Here is a 15,128-nt window from a genome sequence, read left to right as displayed (position 1 = left end):
TTTCAGTCAACGGCCGGCGGCATGATCGCCAGTGCATCGGGTTCGTTGCCGGTGGACCAGCGATCGACCACGTCCCAGCGCACGGTGTCGACGACCGCGACCTCGTTGCCGCCGCTGATTGCCACATAGACGCGCGGCCGGCGCGGATCCCCGATCACGCCGATCGGAAGCGCCGCCTCGCCCAGCAGGGTCTGCCGGTAGTCGCGACCGGCTTCGGCCAGCGCCACGGTCGCCACGGTCCCATGGCTCGCCACATCGAACACCGACAGCGTCGCCGCACGGGCGTTGGTGACCAGCGCATGCCGGCCGTCCGCGGTGAACACCACGCGGATCGGGAAGCCGGCGCTTTCGAGCGTCGCGCGGATTGCCAGCGAGTGCGGGTCGTGCACGGTGACCGTGTCGGCGTCGCGGTTGGTCACCCACACGCTGCCGTCGGGAGCGACCTCGATGCCTTCGGCGCCCGCGCCTGCGGGACGCTCGAGCGTTTCACCGGTCGCGAGGTCGATGCGCACCACTGAGCCCGCGCGGATCTTGCTGACGTAGGCCACGTCGCCGCCGCGCGACAGCGCCACCATGTGGCCGACGCCATCGCCGATGTCGATTGCACGCTCGACCGCGCCCGTGGCCGCGTCCAGCATCAGCAGCGACCCGCTGCCCTCGGTGGTCACCAGCAGGCGGCGCCCGTCGGGCATGTAGCGCACCCCGTGTGGCCGCGCATGCGTGCCGAGATCGAACGTGCGCACCTGTGCCGCGTCACGACCGATCACGGTCAGGCTGTTGCCGGGTGCCTGGTGCCCGTAGTTGGTGACCACCGCGGTGCGGCCGTCCGGCGCCACCGCGATCTCGTGCGGCGCCGCACCGGTGGCGATTTCCGCACGCCGCGCGCCATCCTCGAGCGAGATCCGCCACACGGTGTCGGCGGACTTGTTGCCGACCAGCAGCTCGCCCGCTGCTGCCGGCATCGCCGCCAGCAGCGCGCACGCCAGAACCAGTGTCCTGCCCATCATCGACCTCCTGTGCCTTCTTCGGGATGCAACCATGCGGCGTCGCCGTCCGCGTAGCGCTCGTGCTTCCAGATCGGGACATCCTGCTTGATGGCGTCGATGATCGCCCGGCAGCCCACGAACGCGGCGTCACGATGCGATGCCGATACGCCGACCCAGACCGCGACGTCGCCGATCGCGAGCGCGCCGATCCGGTGTACGCACAGCGCGCGGTGCAGGACGTGGCGTTCACGGATGGCAGCGACGATGCGCCGGCCTTCGGCTTCCGCCAGTTCCACATACGCCTCGTAGGCCAGTCCCAGCACGGCACGGCCACCGTGGTGGTTGCGCACGCGACCCTCGAAGACCACGCAGGCACCCGCGGCGGGATCCTCCAGCCCGGCATGCAGCGCGGACGTGTCGATTGCGTCCGCCGAGAGGAGGAAACCGGTGGTGTCGCGCATGCTCAACCCCCGCTCACCGGCGGGATGAACGCGACCTCGGTACCTGCGCGGGGTGCGTCTTCCCAGCGTGCGAACGCGCCGTCCACCGCGACCCGCAGCCGTTCGCGCGACAGTGTGAAACCGTGGCGGGCGCGGAGCGCCTCGTACAGCGTGCCCAGGTCCGCCGCGACGATGTCGACGGTTTCCTGCGCGGTGCCGGCGGCATCACGCAGGCTGGCGAAGTACAGCACCGTCAACCGGGTCATCCGGCCGCTCCCACGTCACGCCGCCCGCCGCGCTTGGCCACCAGCCGCGCGGGCCCGATGACGATCGCGTGCGACAGCGCCTTGCACATGTCGTAGATCGTGAGCGCGGCCATGGTTGCGCCGGTGAGCGCCTCCATCTCGACGCCGGTCCGGTGCACGGTGCGCACCGTGCACTCGATGCGCAACGCGCGTTCGCCCTGCCAGTCGATCGCGATGCGGATGCCGTCGATCGGTAGCGGATGGCAGAACGGGATCAGTTCGTGGGTGCGCTTGACCGCCATGGTGCCGGCGATCACCGCGGTATCGACGATGGCGCCCTTGGCACTGCGCAGGCCGCTGGCGCGCAGCTGGGTGGCCACCGCAACGGGAAAGCGCACGTCGCAGCGCGCGGTCGCGCTGCGTGCGGTCGCCGGCTTGGCCGACACATCGACCATCCCCGGGCGCCCGTCGGGGTCGACATGGGTGAGCGCCGGCACCGGGGTGCGCGACGTGCTGCGGGATCTTGGAGCGGCCATGACGGACTCGATCGGAACCGCGGCCGATGGTAACGGCAGCCGCGCTCAGCCGCCGACCAGGAACATCTCGACGCGCTGCCGTGGCGCCTGCGGCGAGGCGCCACGCAGTTCGCTGTAGCGGCCGGCGCGCCGTGTCCACAGCATCATCAGTTCCTCGACGACGCGGTCCTCGCCCTGGGCGATCAGCGGCCGCAACGGGCGACCGGCACCCGCGAACAGGCAGCTGTAGAACGCGCCATCGGCGGCCACCCGCGCGCGGTGGCAATCTCCACAGAACGGCGCGCTGACCGAACTCACGAAGCCGATCTCGCCGGCGCCGTCGTCAAACGCGTGTCGCTCGGCGACTTCGCCACGGTAATGCGGGTCCAGCGCGTGCAGCGGCCAGCGTGCGTGGATGCGCGCGCGCAGTTCGGCCGACGGCACCACGCGGTCCATGCGCCAGCCGTTGCAGGTGCCGACATCCATGTATTCGATGAAGCGCAGCACGTGGCCACTGCGGCGGAAGCGCTCGACCAGAAGCAGCACCTGGTCGTCGTTGACGCCACGCTGCACGACGCAGTTGAGCTTCAGTCGTTCGAACCCTGCCGCCTGCGCCGCCTCGATACCGGCCAGCACATCGGCGACATCCCCGCGCCCGCCGGACAGTGCACGGAAGCGCGCCGGCTCGAGCGCATCCAGGCTGACGGTGAGGCGATGCAGCCCGGCATCACGCAATGCCCGTGCATGGCGCCCGAGCAGGCTGCCGTTGGTGGTCAGGGCGAGCTCCACGATGCCGGGGATGCGCGCCAGTCGCGCCACCAGCAACGGGAGGTCGCGACGCAGCAGCGGCTCGCCACCGGTCAGGCGCAGCTTGCGCAGGCCCAGCCGCGCAAAGGCGCGCACCAGTGTCTCGATCTCGTCGAAATCCATCCGCCCGGCGGCGTCGAAACCATGGCCGGCGGGCATCCGGTCGGCCGGCATGCAGTAGCCGCAGCGGAAGTTGCAGGCCTCGATCACCGACAGCCGCAGATCATGCAGCGGCCGGCCCAGGCGGTCCGTCGGCGGCATCGGCGCGGGCTGCGGCATGCTCACCCGACCAGCGCTCCGGGCGACGGGCCGGCCAGTTCCAGCACGTCGCCCTGGCGGGCCACGCGATGGCCCAGCGCGCGCAACGCATCGCCATCGGCAGCGCTTGCATAGTGGTAGAGCACGCAGCGCGCCAGCAGGTCGGGCGGATACTCGCGCACCAGATCATCGATCCCGCTGTGCGACGGGTTGCCATGCAGGCCGCAGTCGTGGGCGATCAGCTCGCCCTCCGTGGCATGGTGCGCCAGCAGCTCGGGAATCGGCCGGGTGTCGCCGGTCCAGACCAGGCTGCCGGGCAGGCGCAGCCCGAATGCCGTGCCCGGCCAATGATGACGAACGGCGAACGCCTCCAGGCGCACGCCGTCATGCCAGAACGCGTTGCCGACCGGCACCAGCCGGAACGCGTCCCAGAAATTGGCGCCGCCCTCGGCGAGCACGTTCGGGTAATCGCCCACGCGCTGGTGCAGCAGCGGCACCACCGGCGCCGGCACGTACACCGGCATCGCCCCGCGCCGTGCGACATCGAAATATTCCGACACGAACAGCCGCTCGAGACCGGCCACATGGTCGAGGTGGGTGTGGGTGATGAACAGCGCGCGCGGCGGGCGGCCGTAATGCGCAAGGCATGCGCTCAACCCCTCGCCGCCGCAATCGATGGTCAGCCATGGCTGGCCGTCGCGTTCGATGGTCGCCATCGACGAGCCGAGTTCGATCGCCGACGCATTGCCGACCCCGTGGAAACGCAGGCTCCAGCCCATCACACACCCGTCGCCCAGCGGGCGTCGTAGGCGGCGCGCAGCCGCGCGAAGTCGGCCCGCACGTCGGTCTCCGTGCGCTCGCCGCGCAGCTTGAGCAGGGAACGCTCAAGGCGTGCGAGGTTGCGCGCGCGCCAGCGCGTTTCCGGCACGCGGATCCTTCCGCGGTCGAAGTCGATCAGCCAGCCCTGTCCGGTGGCATCGAACAGCACGTTGTGGGCGTTGAGGTCGGCGTGGTCGAGCCCTGCGCGATGGAACTTCGCGACCAGCCGCCCGGTTTCCTCCCACGGTGCATCGGCGCCGGCGACCGCCATGCGGTCGGCCAGCGAACGCACGCCGTCGATCCGCCGCACCAGGATCGCCGCGCGATAGGTCGGGCCACGGCGCACATAGCGCGCGGCGATCGGCTCCGGCGCCGGCAGCGACTGCAGCCGCAGGTCGCGTGTCAGGCGGAACTCCGCGAAGCTGCGCGTGGCCGCGGCACTGCGCCACCAGTAGCGGTCGCGGCTGAGCTGCGCAGCCAGCCCGCCCCGCAGGTACAGCCGCAACACCGCGTCGCCGAACGGACCGCGCACGAACCACGCACCGCCGCGCCCGCCACTGTCGACCGGGCGCGCGCGTTCACCCCACCACGCGGGGTCGAACCAGCCGGGCTCGGCCTCGCGGATCCACCCGGAATCACCGAGGATCGCGCCACGCCCGCCGGCAGCGTCCTCGAACGGAACCAGGTCCTCGTTCGCATCGAATCGCACCATGCCGCGAGTGTAGCGCCCGCGGCGACGCGGCCGGCAGCGAATACACTCGCCGCCTGTGCCATCCAGCGAGTCCGCAATGCCGCCCTCCTCCAGCGTGCCGCTGCACGCGCCCGCCTCGATCTGCCTGCTGCGGCTGTCCGCGCTTGGCGATGTCACCCATGTGCTGCCGTTGCTGCATACGCTGCGCAGCGCATGGCCGCACGTGCCGCTGGACTGGGTCGTCGGCCGCGGTGAACAGAAGCTGCTTGACGGCCTGTCTGGCGTCGCCTTCCACGTCTACGACAAGAAAAGCGGCCTCGCCGGCATGCGTGAATTGCGCCGCGGCTTCGGCGGCCGGCGCTTCGACGTGTTGTTGCAGATGCAGGTTGCCGCGCGCGCGAACCTGCTGTCGGCGTTCATTCCGGCCAGGCGCCGCATCGGCTACGACCGTACCCGCTCAAAGGATCTGCATGGCCTGTTCGTCAACGAGCGCATTCCCGACCGCCCCGGCATCCACGTGCTCGACGCGATCGGCAGCTTCTGCGAGCCGCTGGGGCTGCAGCAGGGTGAGGTCGTCTGGAATATGCCGGTGCCTGCCGAGGCGCACGCATGGGCGGCGGCGCAATGGCCCGACGACGGCCGCCCGGCGCTGCTGATCTCGCCATGCTCCAGCCACGTGCTGCGCAACTGGCGCGCCGAGCGCTACGCCGCGGTGGCCGACCACGCGCTCTCGCGGGGCTGGCGGGTGGTGCTGTGCGGTGGACGCAGCGCGCTGGAGCGCGACACCGCCGACGCCATCCTCGCCGCGATGCATGGGCCCGCACTCGATCTCGTCGGCAAGGACACCCTCAAGCAGTTGCCGGCGCTGCTGGCTCGCGCTGCGCTGGTGATGACCCCTGATTCCGGCCCGATGCATATCGCCAACGCGATGGGCGCGAAGGTGCTGGGCCTGCACGCCGCCAGCAACCCGGTGCGCAGCGGGCCGTACTCCGACCGGCGCTACTGCGTGGATCGCTACGACGATGCCGCGCGGCGTTTCCTCGGCAAGCCCGCCGATGCGTTGAGGTGGGGCAGCAAGATCGAGCGCGAGGGAGTGATGGACCTGGTCACGGTTGACGACGCCATCGCCGCGTTCGAACGCTATGTGGCCGATCGCGATGCCGGGCGAACGGGAGCCGCGGCGCGATGATCCGCCCGGGCCTTGCACGCCGCTTGATCCTCGCTGCCGGCGTGGCGGTCGCGCTGGCCACGCTCGCGATCGCCGACATGGACCGTCCTGATGCCGATCTCGGCCAGTGGCTGTTCCTGTCCGGGCTGGCGGTGTTCGCGTTCCTGCCCTACGGCGTGCTCGCGCTGGCGACGCGCGTCGGGCCGGCGTGGGTGCCGCTCGTGGCCGCATTGGCGATGTCCGGGCTGGACCTCGGCGCGCGCATCCGCGTGCGCTGGTTTCCGCAGGACGCCCAGGACGGCCTGCTGCTGATGTTCCTGCCGCTGTGGCTGCTGCCCGCCAGCCTGCTGCTGTGGATCGCGCTGGTCGCCGTGCGCGGCTGGCGCGCCCGCCAGCGCTGAAACGTGCCGCGGCGTGGGCCTCAGCCCGCGCCGGCTGCCCCGCCGCGGTAATCGCGGTACGACTTCTCCTCGACGTAGCCCGAGCCGAGCAGCAGGTTGATCTCCTTCTTCACCCGCGCCCGCTCGTCGTTCTCGAGATACACGCTGCGCGCGAGGCGGACGAATTCCCCGTCGAACTCGCCTGCGCGATCCTTGAGGCGGATGGCGTCCTCGATGTCCCACAGGCGCTCGTTGACCGCCTTGAGCTCGGCACGCAGCGCCGGCAGGCCGGCGGCGCCCGCCTCGACGCCGGGGGTGCGGGCGGGGGCGGGATGCGCCATCCATGTGCGCTCGAGCGCGGACAGTTCCTGGCGCACGTTGGCCAGCTTGGCGGGATCGGAGATCCGCTCGGCCTTGATCTGCAGGATGGCGATCTTGTCGAGCAGTTCGCCGAACGAGACGGGGACGAGGATTTCGGACATCGGCACGTGCAATAAGGGCAGCGGACGGCAGTGTAGCGCGTCGCTCAGCGGGGCCAGCGGATTCGCTTGTCGGCCGCAGGACGCACCCGTATGATGTGCGGCCCGCGGCGCATGCCCCGGGCCACCGGAGAGGTGGCAGAGTGGTTGAATGTACCTGACTCGAAATCAGGCAGGCGTTTATAGCGCCTCGGGGGTTCGAATCCCCCCCTCTCCGCCAGATACGCAAACGCCCCGCAAGGGGCGTTTTGCGTATCTGGCGGAGAGGGGGACTTTGGCTCGAACCCCCGGGTTCGACCCGACGGCGCGCAGCGCCGCAGGGCGCCTGGCCAGCGGCCACGCAATCCCCACCCGGACACCACATCACGAGAGCGTTTTGCGTATCCGCCCGTCAGTGCCATCATCGCGCCACGCCATACGCGCCCCGACGGACCGCATGCCCGCTGACCCCACCCCGCCCGGACCGCCGTTGTTCCCTTCGGCCCCACCGGCAATCGCGGACCACGCATGATCGAGTTCGGGCACCTCACCCACGCCGGCCTGCGGCGCGAACTGAACGAAGACACGTATTACGGCGATGCCGAACTCGGCCTGTGGCTGGTGGCCGACGGCATGGGCGGCCACGAGTACGGCGAGGTCGCCAGCGCGCTGGCGCGCGAGACCATCGTGCGCGAGGTCCGCCAGGGCACGCCGCTGGCGCAGGCGATCCGCATCGCCGACGAGGAGATCATCCGCGCATCGCGCCGGCGACACGATGCGTTGCCGATGGGCACCACGGTGGTCGCGGCGCGGGTCGAGGGCCAGCGCTTCCAGGTGGCCTGGGTCGGCGACAGCCGCGCCTACCTGTGGCGCGACGGCAAGCTGGTGCAGCTGTCGCAGGACCACAGCTACGTGCAGGAACTGATCTCCCACGGCGCGATCAGCATCGACCAGGCCCGCCACCACCCGCACCGGAACGTGGTCACCCAGGCCCTGGGCGTTACCGAGCCGGAGGCCCTGAAAGTGGAGACGCTGTCAGGGGAACTGCAGTCCGGCATGCAGCTGCTGCTGTGCAGCGACGGGCTCACCGAGGAAGTCGACGACCGCGGCATCGCGCGGGTGCTGGCGCATGACGAGTGCAGCGCCCAGGAGTGTGCGGACGGCCTGGTCGCCGCCGCGCTCGACAACGGCGGCTCGGACAACGTCACCGTGGTGCTGGTGCGCAGCCAGTAGCGCCCGACCGGCAGCGACCGGGCAAGCAGGATCCGGAAACATCCGCGAAGGTCCGCGCGGGACGCACGGACCCCGGCCCTCAGGCAGGGGTTTCCAGGCTGGCCGGCGACGCAGGCACCGTCTCCCACACCGTCCTGCCACCGGCGCGCTTGCGGATCGCATCCAGCCGCGCCGCGTGCGCAAGCAGTTCGGCCTCCGGCACCACCACGCGCGGGCGCGGCCCCAGCCGCAGCCCGGCCAGCGCGATCGCGGCACTCCCGGCTTCCGCCTCGTCCACCTGGCCGAAGCCGATCTCGCCCTGCCCCGCGGTCAGCGCGAGGTAGACCTCCGCCAGCAACTGGGCATCGAGCAGCGCGCCGTGGAGCTGGCGATGGGCGTTGTCGACACCCAGCCGCCGGCACAACGCGTCCAGCGAGTTGCGCTGGCCGGGATAGCGCTGGCGCGCCATCTCCAGCGAATCGAGCACGCGTACCCGGTCGCCCAGCTTGCCGACGCCCTCGCAGCGGGCGAACTCCGCTTCCAGGAAGCCCATGTCGAAGGCGGCGTTATGGATCACCAGCTCGGCGCCGTCGACGAACTCGATGAACTCTGCGACGACATCGGCGAACAGCGGCTTGTCGGCGAGGAACTCGACCGTCAGCCCGGTGACCTCCTGCGCGCCCATCTCGAACTCGCGCTGCGGGTTGAGATAGCGGTGGAAGGTGCGCCCCGTGGGGCGGCGCTCCACCAGTTCGACGCAGCCGATTTCAACGACGCGGTTGCCCTTGCGCCATTCCAGGCCGGTGGTTTCGGTATCGAGAACGATCTGTCGCATGCGGAGTCGGTTGCCGTCTGCCATCAGTCAACGCACCAGTGCGGCCGCGCGCTGGCGCACGGCTTCGTCGCGGGCGAGCACGTCCACGCGCTCGTTGTCGGGATCACCGTTATGGCCCTTTACCCAGCGCCAGTCGATCTCGTGGCGCTGGGCCGCGGCGTGCAGCCGCTGCCACAGGTCCTGGTTCTTGACCGGGTCGCCGCCGGCGGTACGCCAGTTGCGGCGCAGCCAGTTCGGCATCCACTCGGTGATGCCCTTGCGCACGTACTGCGAGTCGGTCTGCAGCATCACCGTACACGGTTCGGTCAACGTTTCCAGGCCGCGGATGGCGGCCATGAGCTCCATCCGGTTGTTGGTGGTCAACGGCTCGCCGCCGACCAGCTCGCGCTCCTGGCCGCGATAGCGCAGCAGCGCGGCCCAGCCGCCCGGGCCGGGGTTGCCGAGACAGGCGCCGTCGGTATGGATTTCAACCGCCTTGCGCGTCATGCCGCCGGCAACCCACGCGGCAGCGCCAGGCGCGCGGACGGCAGCGGCGTCAGCGCGGCCACGCGCTTTTCCGCGCGCAGCGCATAGGCCGCCCGCAGGCCGGGCCCGGACTGCAGTACGTCGCTGGTTTCCAGCTTCCACTGCGGCCCGATCCCCTGCGAGACCGGTTCCGGTTCGAGACCGGCGCGGCGCAGGCGCCGGCGCCAACCGAGCGGCTCGGCCGCGCGCAGGCCCTGGCCACGCCAGCGCCAGCGGTAGGGCGACAACGGGTTGAGGGTGAACAGCCACAGCCGCCCGCCGGGCTCCAGCACGCGTGCGGCTTCCTCGAGCAGGTCATCGTCCTCGCCACCGGCGCGCACCACGTGCTGCAGGATCACCACGCGCATGGTCGCGCTGGGCAGCGGCAGCGCCGTGCCGCAGCGGACCGCGCCGGCCCAGCCCTGCCGGTCGCGCCACAGGCACATCCCCCGTCCACAGGCATCGCCGGGATCACGGCGGGGTGCCGGTGCCAGCCACAGCCAGGGCGGCGACGGGCGCTCCGCCAGGCTGCGCTCCAGCATCGCGTCCTCGCCATCAAGCAGGATGCGGCCGGCCGGGCTGGCGAACCACGTGGTCACCCGAGGTTGACCATTCAGGGAGGTGGAGGGCATGGTCACGCATTCTACAGACCCCAGGGGGCCGGCCGAGTGCACCTGCAGCCGATCCCGGCACTGTCGGACAACTACATCTGGTGTCTCGCCGACGATGACGGCGCGCACGCGCTCGTCGTCGACCCCGGGGTGGCCGACCCGGTGTTCGATGCCCTGCGCGGGCCACCACTGGCGATCCTGCTGACCCACCACCATGGCGACCACATCGGTGGCGTCCCCGCGCTGCTGGAGCGTTGGCCCGCGACGCCGGTGATCGCGCCGGAGGATCCGCGCATCCCGGCGGCCACGCGCCGCGTCGTCGATGGCGAACGGATCACGATCGGCCCCTGGTCGCTCGAGGTCATGGCCGTACCCGGCCACACCCGCAGCCATCTGGCCTTTTCCGGCCATGGCGTACTGTTCTGCGGGGACACCTTGTTCAGCCTCGGTTGCGGTCGGCTGTTCGAGGGTACGCCCGCCCGGATGCTGGCCTCCCTGGACCGCCTCGCCGCCCTGCCCGGCACGACGCTGGTCTGCTGCGGCCACGAATACACCCACTCCAACGCCCGCTTCGCGCGTGCGGTGGAACCGGACAACCCGGCGCTGGCGCGCCTCAGCAAGGAGCTGGACACCATGGACCAGACCGGCAACGCGACCCTGCCCACGCAATTGGCCGACGAGCTGGCCTGCAACCCGTTCCTGCGCATCGATGTGCCTGCTGTGCGTACCGCCATCCGCGGGGGCGCACCGGTGGCGCCGCCGGCGGATGCTCCCCGCGACGCCTGGTTCGGCGCCCTGCGCGCCTGGAAGGACGGATTCGCCGCATGACGGCGCGGCGCCCGGCGATGCGGCAGCTGGCCGTCGCCCTCGCCTGCCTGCTGCCGTTTGGCGCGGCGCTCGCGGCCGACGCACCGGTCGCCCCGGTCGCGGAGCGCACCGAGCGCCAGGGTCGGGAGATCTACCAGAGCTTTGTCGACGGTCTGGCCGATCGCGACTGCAGTGCCGACTCCAGCGACCGCTGGCGCCGTCATTTCGCGCATGTACCCGCCGATCTCGCGCGCACGCCGGATCGCCTGCTGCCCCTGTTCGGCTATGTGGTCGATCAGCTCCGCGCCCAGCACCTGCCCACCGAATACGCGCTGATCCCGTTCGTCGAGAGCGGTTACCGGCCGGGCGCGCGCAGTGCGTCCGGGCCGGCCGGTCTGTGGCAGTTCATCGCGCTGACCGCACGCAACCACAAGGTCCCGATCCGTCCGGGCTACGACGGCCGCCTGTCGCCGGTGGACTCCACCCAGGCCGCGGTGCGCTACCTCAAGACCCTGCACGGCATGTTCGCCGGTGATTGGCGGCTTGCCGTCATGGGCTACAACGCCGGCGAGTACCGTCTGTTCGGCGCATTGCGACAGGCCGGGCAGCGCGCCGCCGATGCGCGGCCCGAGGAACTGCCGATGCCGCAGACCACCCGCGCCTACGTGCGCAAGCTGCAGGCACTGTCATGCCTGCTGCTGGAGGCCGGCGAACGCGAGGAGTGGCTGCAGGCGATCGACCACACCGTGCCGGTGCTGGTCCCGGCGCCCTTGCCGCGAGGCGCGGGCCATCTCGACAGCTGGGCGTCGCGCGAGGGCCATGACCCCGGCCAGATCCGGCGCTTCAACCCGGCGTTCCCCGACGGGCGTATCGCCAGCGCCGACCGCAACCTGCAGGTGCTGGCGCCCGCACGTGCCGGCCGCGCCGACAGCGCGGTGGCCGCGATCCCGGTCGACGCCCCGGGCACTGCCGGAAGCCGGACGGCCGTGACATCGGTGGCATCGGTCCCGGCGCGCGCCCCGGCGGCGGAACCGGTCCACTACGCACAGGCGGTGGAGCCACCGCGCTCGCATGTGGTCGCCCGTGGCGAATCGGTATGGCGCATCGCCCGTCGCTACGGCATCGGCGTCGCCCAGCTGCTCGCCCGCAACGGCCTCAGCGGCAACAGCGTGCTGCATCCGGGCATGACCCTGCTGATCGACGACGTGCTGCCCGGTGGCACTGCGGCCGTGGAGACCGCCCAGGGAAGTCCCTGAGCCCTGGCACGCGGCTCGGAACGCGTGACACAGGACGCCTCGTCCGTTGGCACCGCCGGCACCTTGAGAGGCTGCGTCGGCGAACGCCGGTTGCGAGCGCGGTTGCGGCCGCGCCGGTCATCCGACACAAAAAAGCGCGGACGTCGCCGTCCGCGCCTGTCCTGACCGGTCCGGATGCACCCGTTACAGGCGCGCCTCGTTCACCGTCACCTTCATCCGCGAACGCAGCGTGCGCACCAGCGTCTGTGCCGCCTCGCCACCCGCAAGCATGGTCAGCTGCTGGGCCAGCATTTCGCGCTCCTGTTCGCTGGCATCCGCAGGATCGCCCGGAGTGACCGCGCTCACCGCATACACCACCACGCTGCCATCCTCGAGCGCGACGTGGCCGGGCGACACCGCGCCCTCCGCCGGCACCGGGGCACGGAAATAGGCCTCGACCGCGACCGGATGCGGCACCGGCGTCCCGCGCGGCACGCCGGGCACGTCCTGCACGGGGAGTTCGCGCTCGGCAGCGACGTCGGCCAGGCTGGTGCCATCCGCCACGCGCGCCACCATCGCTTCCGCGGCGGCCATATTGGCCTTGCGGGCGCGGTCGGCACGGACCGCGGCGACGACCTGGTCACGCACGGCCTCCAGCGGCATCGCGCGCTCCGGCGAGTGCTCGGTCACGCGCAGCATCACCGACTGTTCGGGTCCGGTTTCCACCGGATCGCTGACGGTGCCGTCCTCGACCATCGCCGGGCTGAAGGCCATCCGCTGCACTGCCGGATGCGCGAGCACGCCGGGAGCACCACCCCGCGGGAACGGCCCGGCCTTCTGCACCTGCAGGCCGGCTTCTTCCGCTGCCGGCGCCAGCGACGTCGGATTGCGGTAGGCGCGATCGACCACGCGGTTCACCAGTTCGCTGAAACCACGCTCGCGCGCACCCTCGCCCAGCTCGCGCTCAAGCTGCTCGCGCACGTCCTCGAACGGGGTCTGCGTGCCGGCCTGCAGCTCGCGCAGCTGCAACACGTGCCAACCGTATTCGGTGCGCGCGGTGCCGACGTCGCCAGGCTGCATCTGCGCCAACGCGGCATCGAACGCATCACCCATCATGCCGGGCTCCACCCAGTCGAGATCGCCACCGGCATCACGCGAGCCGGGATCCTCGGAATGCTCACGCGCCAGTGCGGCGAAGTCCGCGCCCTGCTGCGCCTGGCGGGCGAGGTCCCTGGCTTTGTCCTCTGCTGCGCGCCGCGCATCGGCGTCCGCATCGGCAGGAACCTCGATCAGGATGTGCGAGACCAGCCGGCGATCGGGCTCCGAATACCGTGCGCGTTCCTTCTCGTAATGCGCGCGCAGCTGGGCTTCGTCCAGCGCCTCGTCCTGCAGCCCACTGCCGTCGAGCACGATGTATTCCACCGTCACCATTTCCGGCGCGCGGTAGTCGGCCTGGTTGGCCTGGTACCAGGCCTCGATCTCCGCATCCGATACCGGAGCTTCGTCGACCGCCGGCGGCAACACCGCGAACGACACGTCGCGGCGCTCGCCCAGCAGCACCATCAGGCGGTCGAGCTGGGCCGGGGTCACAAAGGCCGACTGCGCGACATGCGTGGGCAGCAACGACTGCTGCATGCCTTCGCGCACGCGCTCGTCGAACTGCCGCGGCGTCATCGGCGGATTCTGCGACTGCAACGCCAGCTGGTAGCGCTGCGGATCGAAACGGCCTTCCACCTGGAACGCCGGGATCTGCTGGATCTCCGCTGCCACCTGGGCGTCGCCCACGGCGATGACGCGATTGCGCGCGGCAAGCCGCAGCGCGGCCTGGTCGATCAGCTGTTCGAGCACCTGCCGACGGTTGTCCGCGCTCTCGAACGCGAGGCCGTCGAAGGCATCGCCCTGCTCCTCGCGCTGGCGCTGGCGTTCGCTCTCGAACGCGAAGCGGAAGTCTTCGGGCGACACGTCCTCGTGCGTCCACGCAAGCTTGCGCACCGGCCACCAGTCCGGCGCCGAGCGCCACCACGATGGCGCCGATTCGACGCGCGCGACATGGTTGCCGCCACCCTGGAACAGGTACTGCTCCATGCCGAAGAAGGCGAACGGAATCGCCAGCAGGATCACGATGACGACCGCGATCCAACCGCTGGTCTTCTCTCTCAGGGCTTGCAGCATGGCGACAACCGGCTATCGACGTAGCCGCGCAGTTTACCCGGATTGGCGGAGCGCAGCAGTCCACCACGGCACGCGCACCACGGGTCGCCGCACTCGCTCGCGCAGCCCGATCGGGATACGCCGCGCGGTCGCGCGTCAAAAAAACAAAGGGCGCCGGTGAGGGCGCCCTTCGGAAACGAGATGGCGGAGCGGACGGGACTCGAACCCGCGACCTCCGGCGTGACAGGCCAGCATTCTAACCAGCTGAACTACCGCTCCGCGTTGAAACTGTTTCAGGTGTAGCGGGCGGGAATCGACTTCCCTACCCTTTGAAGAAAACAAGGGCGCCAAAAGACGGCGCCCTTCGAGATCAATGGCGGAGCGGACGGGACTCGAACCCGCGACCTCCGGCGTGACAGGCCAGCATTCTAACCAACTGAACTACCGCTCCGCGATGAAACTCTTGAAACTCGGCTTGGTGGGTGCTGAGGGTTTCGAACCCCCGACCCTCGCCTTGTAAGGGCGACGCTCTACCGCTGAGCTAAGCACCCCCGAAGGAGCCGCTTAATTTACACCGTCCTTGAGCGCTTTGCCAGCCTTGAACGCGGGGTTCTTCGTGGCTGCGATCTGGATCTCTTCGCCGGTGCGCGGATTGCGGCCGGTACGTGCAGCGCGCTCGCGGACCTCGAAGGTGCCGAAGCCGGCAATGGCCACGTCCTCGCCCTGCTTCAGGCCGTTGGTGATCGCCTCGAACACGGCGTCGACAGCACAGGTGGCCTGGGCCTTGGTGAGGTCGCACTTGTCGGCGACGTTGGTGATCAGATCGGACTTCTTCATTTAGAGACGCTCCTGTGCGACGGCGATGTCGCGGTGATGACAACCGGCCCGCCTCTGGTGTGGACGTGCCTGCGTGACCGGTTCGGACGATGCGATGCGCGACGTGCGTCGCACATCGCGGACCCGGGTTTTATAACAGCGCCCCCTGCGCGACGCAAGGAAAAAGCCC

At 70.5% G+C, this 15,128-nt stretch carries 18 protein-coding genes and 4 tRNA genes; 6 read left to right on the top strand and 16 right to left on the bottom strand.

Features of this window, described 5'->3' with window-relative positions; genetic code table 11:
• Positions 1–2: 2 nt before the first annotated feature.
• Genes LDO11_RS04305 through LDO11_RS04275 form a run of 7 tightly spaced genes read right to left on the bottom strand, consistent with a single transcriptional unit; the run spans position 3 to position 4,782 of the window.
• Entirely contained in the window at positions 3–1,004 is a 1,002-nt protein-coding gene (locus LDO11_RS04305) for a Vgb family protein (RefSeq protein ID WP_232140483.1), read from the bottom strand.
• Positions 1,004–1,447, bottom strand: coding sequence for a molybdenum cofactor biosynthesis protein MoaE (locus LDO11_RS04300; protein WP_232140482.1), 444 nt, complete (start codon positions 1,445–1,447; stop codon positions 1,004–1,006). The genes LDO11_RS04305 and LDO11_RS04300 overlap by 1 nt, the downstream gene beginning before the upstream one ends.
• 2 nt (positions 1,448–1,449) lie before the next feature.
• On the bottom strand, positions 1,450–1,692 hold the full coding sequence (moaD, locus tag LDO11_RS04295) for a molybdopterin converting factor subunit 1 (protein WP_232140481.1): 243 nt from the start codon (positions 1,690–1,692) through the stop codon (positions 1,450–1,452).
• Positions 1,689–2,207: a cyclic pyranopterin monophosphate synthase MoaC gene (gene moaC / locus LDO11_RS04290; protein ID WP_232140480.1), complete on the bottom strand. Its 519-nt coding sequence runs from the start codon at positions 2,205–2,207 to the stop codon at positions 1,689–1,691. The genes moaD and moaC overlap by 4 nt, the downstream gene beginning before the upstream one ends.
• A 45-nt stretch (positions 2,208–2,252) precedes the next feature.
• Positions 2,253–3,272 (bottom strand): GTP 3',8-cyclase MoaA, encoded by a 1,020-nt coding sequence (moaA, locus tag LDO11_RS04285; RefSeq protein WP_232140667.1) that lies wholly within the window; start codon positions 3,270–3,272, stop codon positions 2,253–2,255.
• 2 nt (positions 3,273–3,274) lie between these two features.
• Positions 3,275–4,030 carry an MBL fold metallo-hydrolase gene (locus LDO11_RS04280; protein WP_232140479.1) on the bottom strand — a complete coding sequence of 252 codons (756 nt, stop codon included), beginning with the start codon at positions 4,028–4,030 and terminating at the stop codon, positions 3,275–3,277.
• Entirely contained in the window at positions 4,030–4,782 is a 753-nt protein-coding gene (locus LDO11_RS04275) for a 3-deoxy-D-manno-octulosonic acid kinase (protein WP_232140478.1), read from the bottom strand. The genes LDO11_RS04280 and LDO11_RS04275 overlap by 1 nt, the downstream gene beginning before the upstream one ends.
• A 76-nt stretch (positions 4,783–4,858) precedes the next feature.
• On the opposite strand from LDO11_RS04275, the gene LDO11_RS04270 reads away from it, so the two are divergent.
• Positions 4,859–5,950 (top strand): glycosyltransferase family 9 protein, encoded by a 1,092-nt coding sequence (locus LDO11_RS04270; protein ID WP_232140477.1) that lies wholly within the window; start codon positions 4,859–4,861, stop codon positions 5,948–5,950.
• Positions 5,947–6,330, top strand: coding sequence for a hypothetical protein (locus tag LDO11_RS04265; protein ID WP_232140476.1), 384 nt, complete (start codon positions 5,947–5,949; stop codon positions 6,328–6,330). Before LDO11_RS04270 ends, LDO11_RS04265 begins: the two co-directional genes overlap by 4 nt.
• Before the next feature lie 20 nt (positions 6,331–6,350).
• Here LDO11_RS04265 and LDO11_RS04260 read toward each other — a convergent pair whose 3' ends face one another.
• Positions 6,351–6,791 (bottom strand): hypothetical protein, encoded by a 441-nt coding sequence (locus tag LDO11_RS04260; protein ID WP_232140475.1) that lies wholly within the window; start codon positions 6,789–6,791, stop codon positions 6,351–6,353.
• Between the two features lie 126 nt (positions 6,792–6,917).
• On the opposite strand from LDO11_RS04260, the gene LDO11_RS04255 reads away from it, so the two are divergent.
• Positions 6,918–7,008, top strand: a tRNA-Ser gene (locus LDO11_RS04255).
• 287 nt (positions 7,009–7,295) lie between these two features.
• Positions 7,296–8,000: a PP2C family protein-serine/threonine phosphatase gene (locus LDO11_RS04250; protein ID WP_232140474.1), complete on the top strand. Its 705-nt coding sequence runs from the start codon at positions 7,296–7,298 to the stop codon at positions 7,998–8,000.
• A 79-nt stretch (positions 8,001–8,079) separates the two neighbouring features.
• Here the strand turns inward: LDO11_RS04250 and dnaQ are convergent, their stop codons facing one another.
• From dnaQ to LDO11_RS04235, 3 genes are read right to left on the bottom strand one after another with little or no spacing between them, the layout of a single operon-like run.
• Positions 8,080–8,814 (bottom strand): DNA polymerase III subunit epsilon, encoded by a 735-nt coding sequence (gene dnaQ / locus LDO11_RS04245; RefSeq protein WP_232140473.1) that lies wholly within the window; start codon positions 8,812–8,814, stop codon positions 8,080–8,082.
• A gap of 27 nt (positions 8,815–8,841) precedes the next feature.
• On the bottom strand, positions 8,842–9,300 hold the full coding sequence (gene rnhA, locus LDO11_RS04240; protein WP_232140472.1) for a ribonuclease HI: 459 nt from the start codon (positions 9,298–9,300) through the stop codon (positions 8,842–8,844).
• Positions 9,297–9,950 (bottom strand): methyltransferase domain-containing protein, encoded by a 654-nt coding sequence (locus LDO11_RS04235; protein ID WP_232140471.1) that lies wholly within the window; start codon positions 9,948–9,950, stop codon positions 9,297–9,299. Before LDO11_RS04235 ends, rnhA begins: the two co-directional genes overlap by 4 nt.
• Positions 9,951–9,986: 36 nt before the next feature.
• Here LDO11_RS04235 and gloB point away from each other — a divergent pair, with 36 nt between their 5' ends.
• Both gloB and LDO11_RS04225 read left to right on the top strand, forming a co-directional pair.
• A complete protein-coding gene (gene gloB, locus LDO11_RS04230; RefSeq protein WP_232140470.1) occupies positions 9,987–10,757 on the top strand; it encodes a hydroxyacylglutathione hydrolase in 771 nt (256 codons plus the stop codon).
• Positions 10,754–11,992 (top strand): lytic transglycosylase domain-containing protein, encoded by a 1,239-nt coding sequence (locus LDO11_RS04225; protein ID WP_232140469.1) that lies wholly within the window; start codon positions 10,754–10,756, stop codon positions 11,990–11,992. The genes gloB and LDO11_RS04225 overlap by 4 nt, the downstream gene beginning before the upstream one ends.
• A gap of 183 nt (positions 11,993–12,175) precedes the next feature.
• On the opposite strand, the gene LDO11_RS04220 is transcribed toward LDO11_RS04225, so the two are convergent.
• The 5 genes from LDO11_RS04220 to LDO11_RS04200 all read right to left on the bottom strand — a co-directional run bounded on the left by LDO11_RS04220 (position 12,176) and on the right by LDO11_RS04200 (position 14,959).
• A complete protein-coding gene (locus LDO11_RS04220; RefSeq protein WP_232140468.1) occupies positions 12,176–14,143 on the bottom strand; it encodes a SurA N-terminal domain-containing protein in 1,968 nt (655 codons plus the stop codon).
• A gap of 181 nt (positions 14,144–14,324) precedes the next feature.
• Positions 14,325–14,401, bottom strand: a tRNA-Asp gene (locus tag LDO11_RS04215).
• A gap of 95 nt (positions 14,402–14,496) precedes the next feature.
• Positions 14,497–14,573, bottom strand: a tRNA-Asp gene (locus LDO11_RS04210).
• A 25-nt stretch (positions 14,574–14,598) separates the two neighbouring features.
• Positions 14,599–14,673, bottom strand: a tRNA-Val gene (locus LDO11_RS04205).
• Between the two features lie 13 nt (positions 14,674–14,686).
• Complete coding sequence (locus tag LDO11_RS04200) at positions 14,687–14,959, bottom strand: HU family DNA-binding protein (RefSeq protein ID WP_129136394.1); 273 nt, start codon at positions 14,957–14,959, stop codon at positions 14,687–14,689.
• Between the last annotated feature and the right edge of the window lie 169 nt (positions 14,960–15,128).

Source organism: Alterluteimonas muca (assembly GCF_021191595.1).
In the GTDB taxonomy this organism is placed as follows: Bacteria; Pseudomonadota; Gammaproteobacteria; order Xanthomonadales; family Xanthomonadaceae; genus Luteimonas; species Luteimonas muca.
The sequence above is the reverse complement of the archived record's forward strand: the minus strand, read 5'-3'. Positions and strand labels throughout refer to the sequence as shown.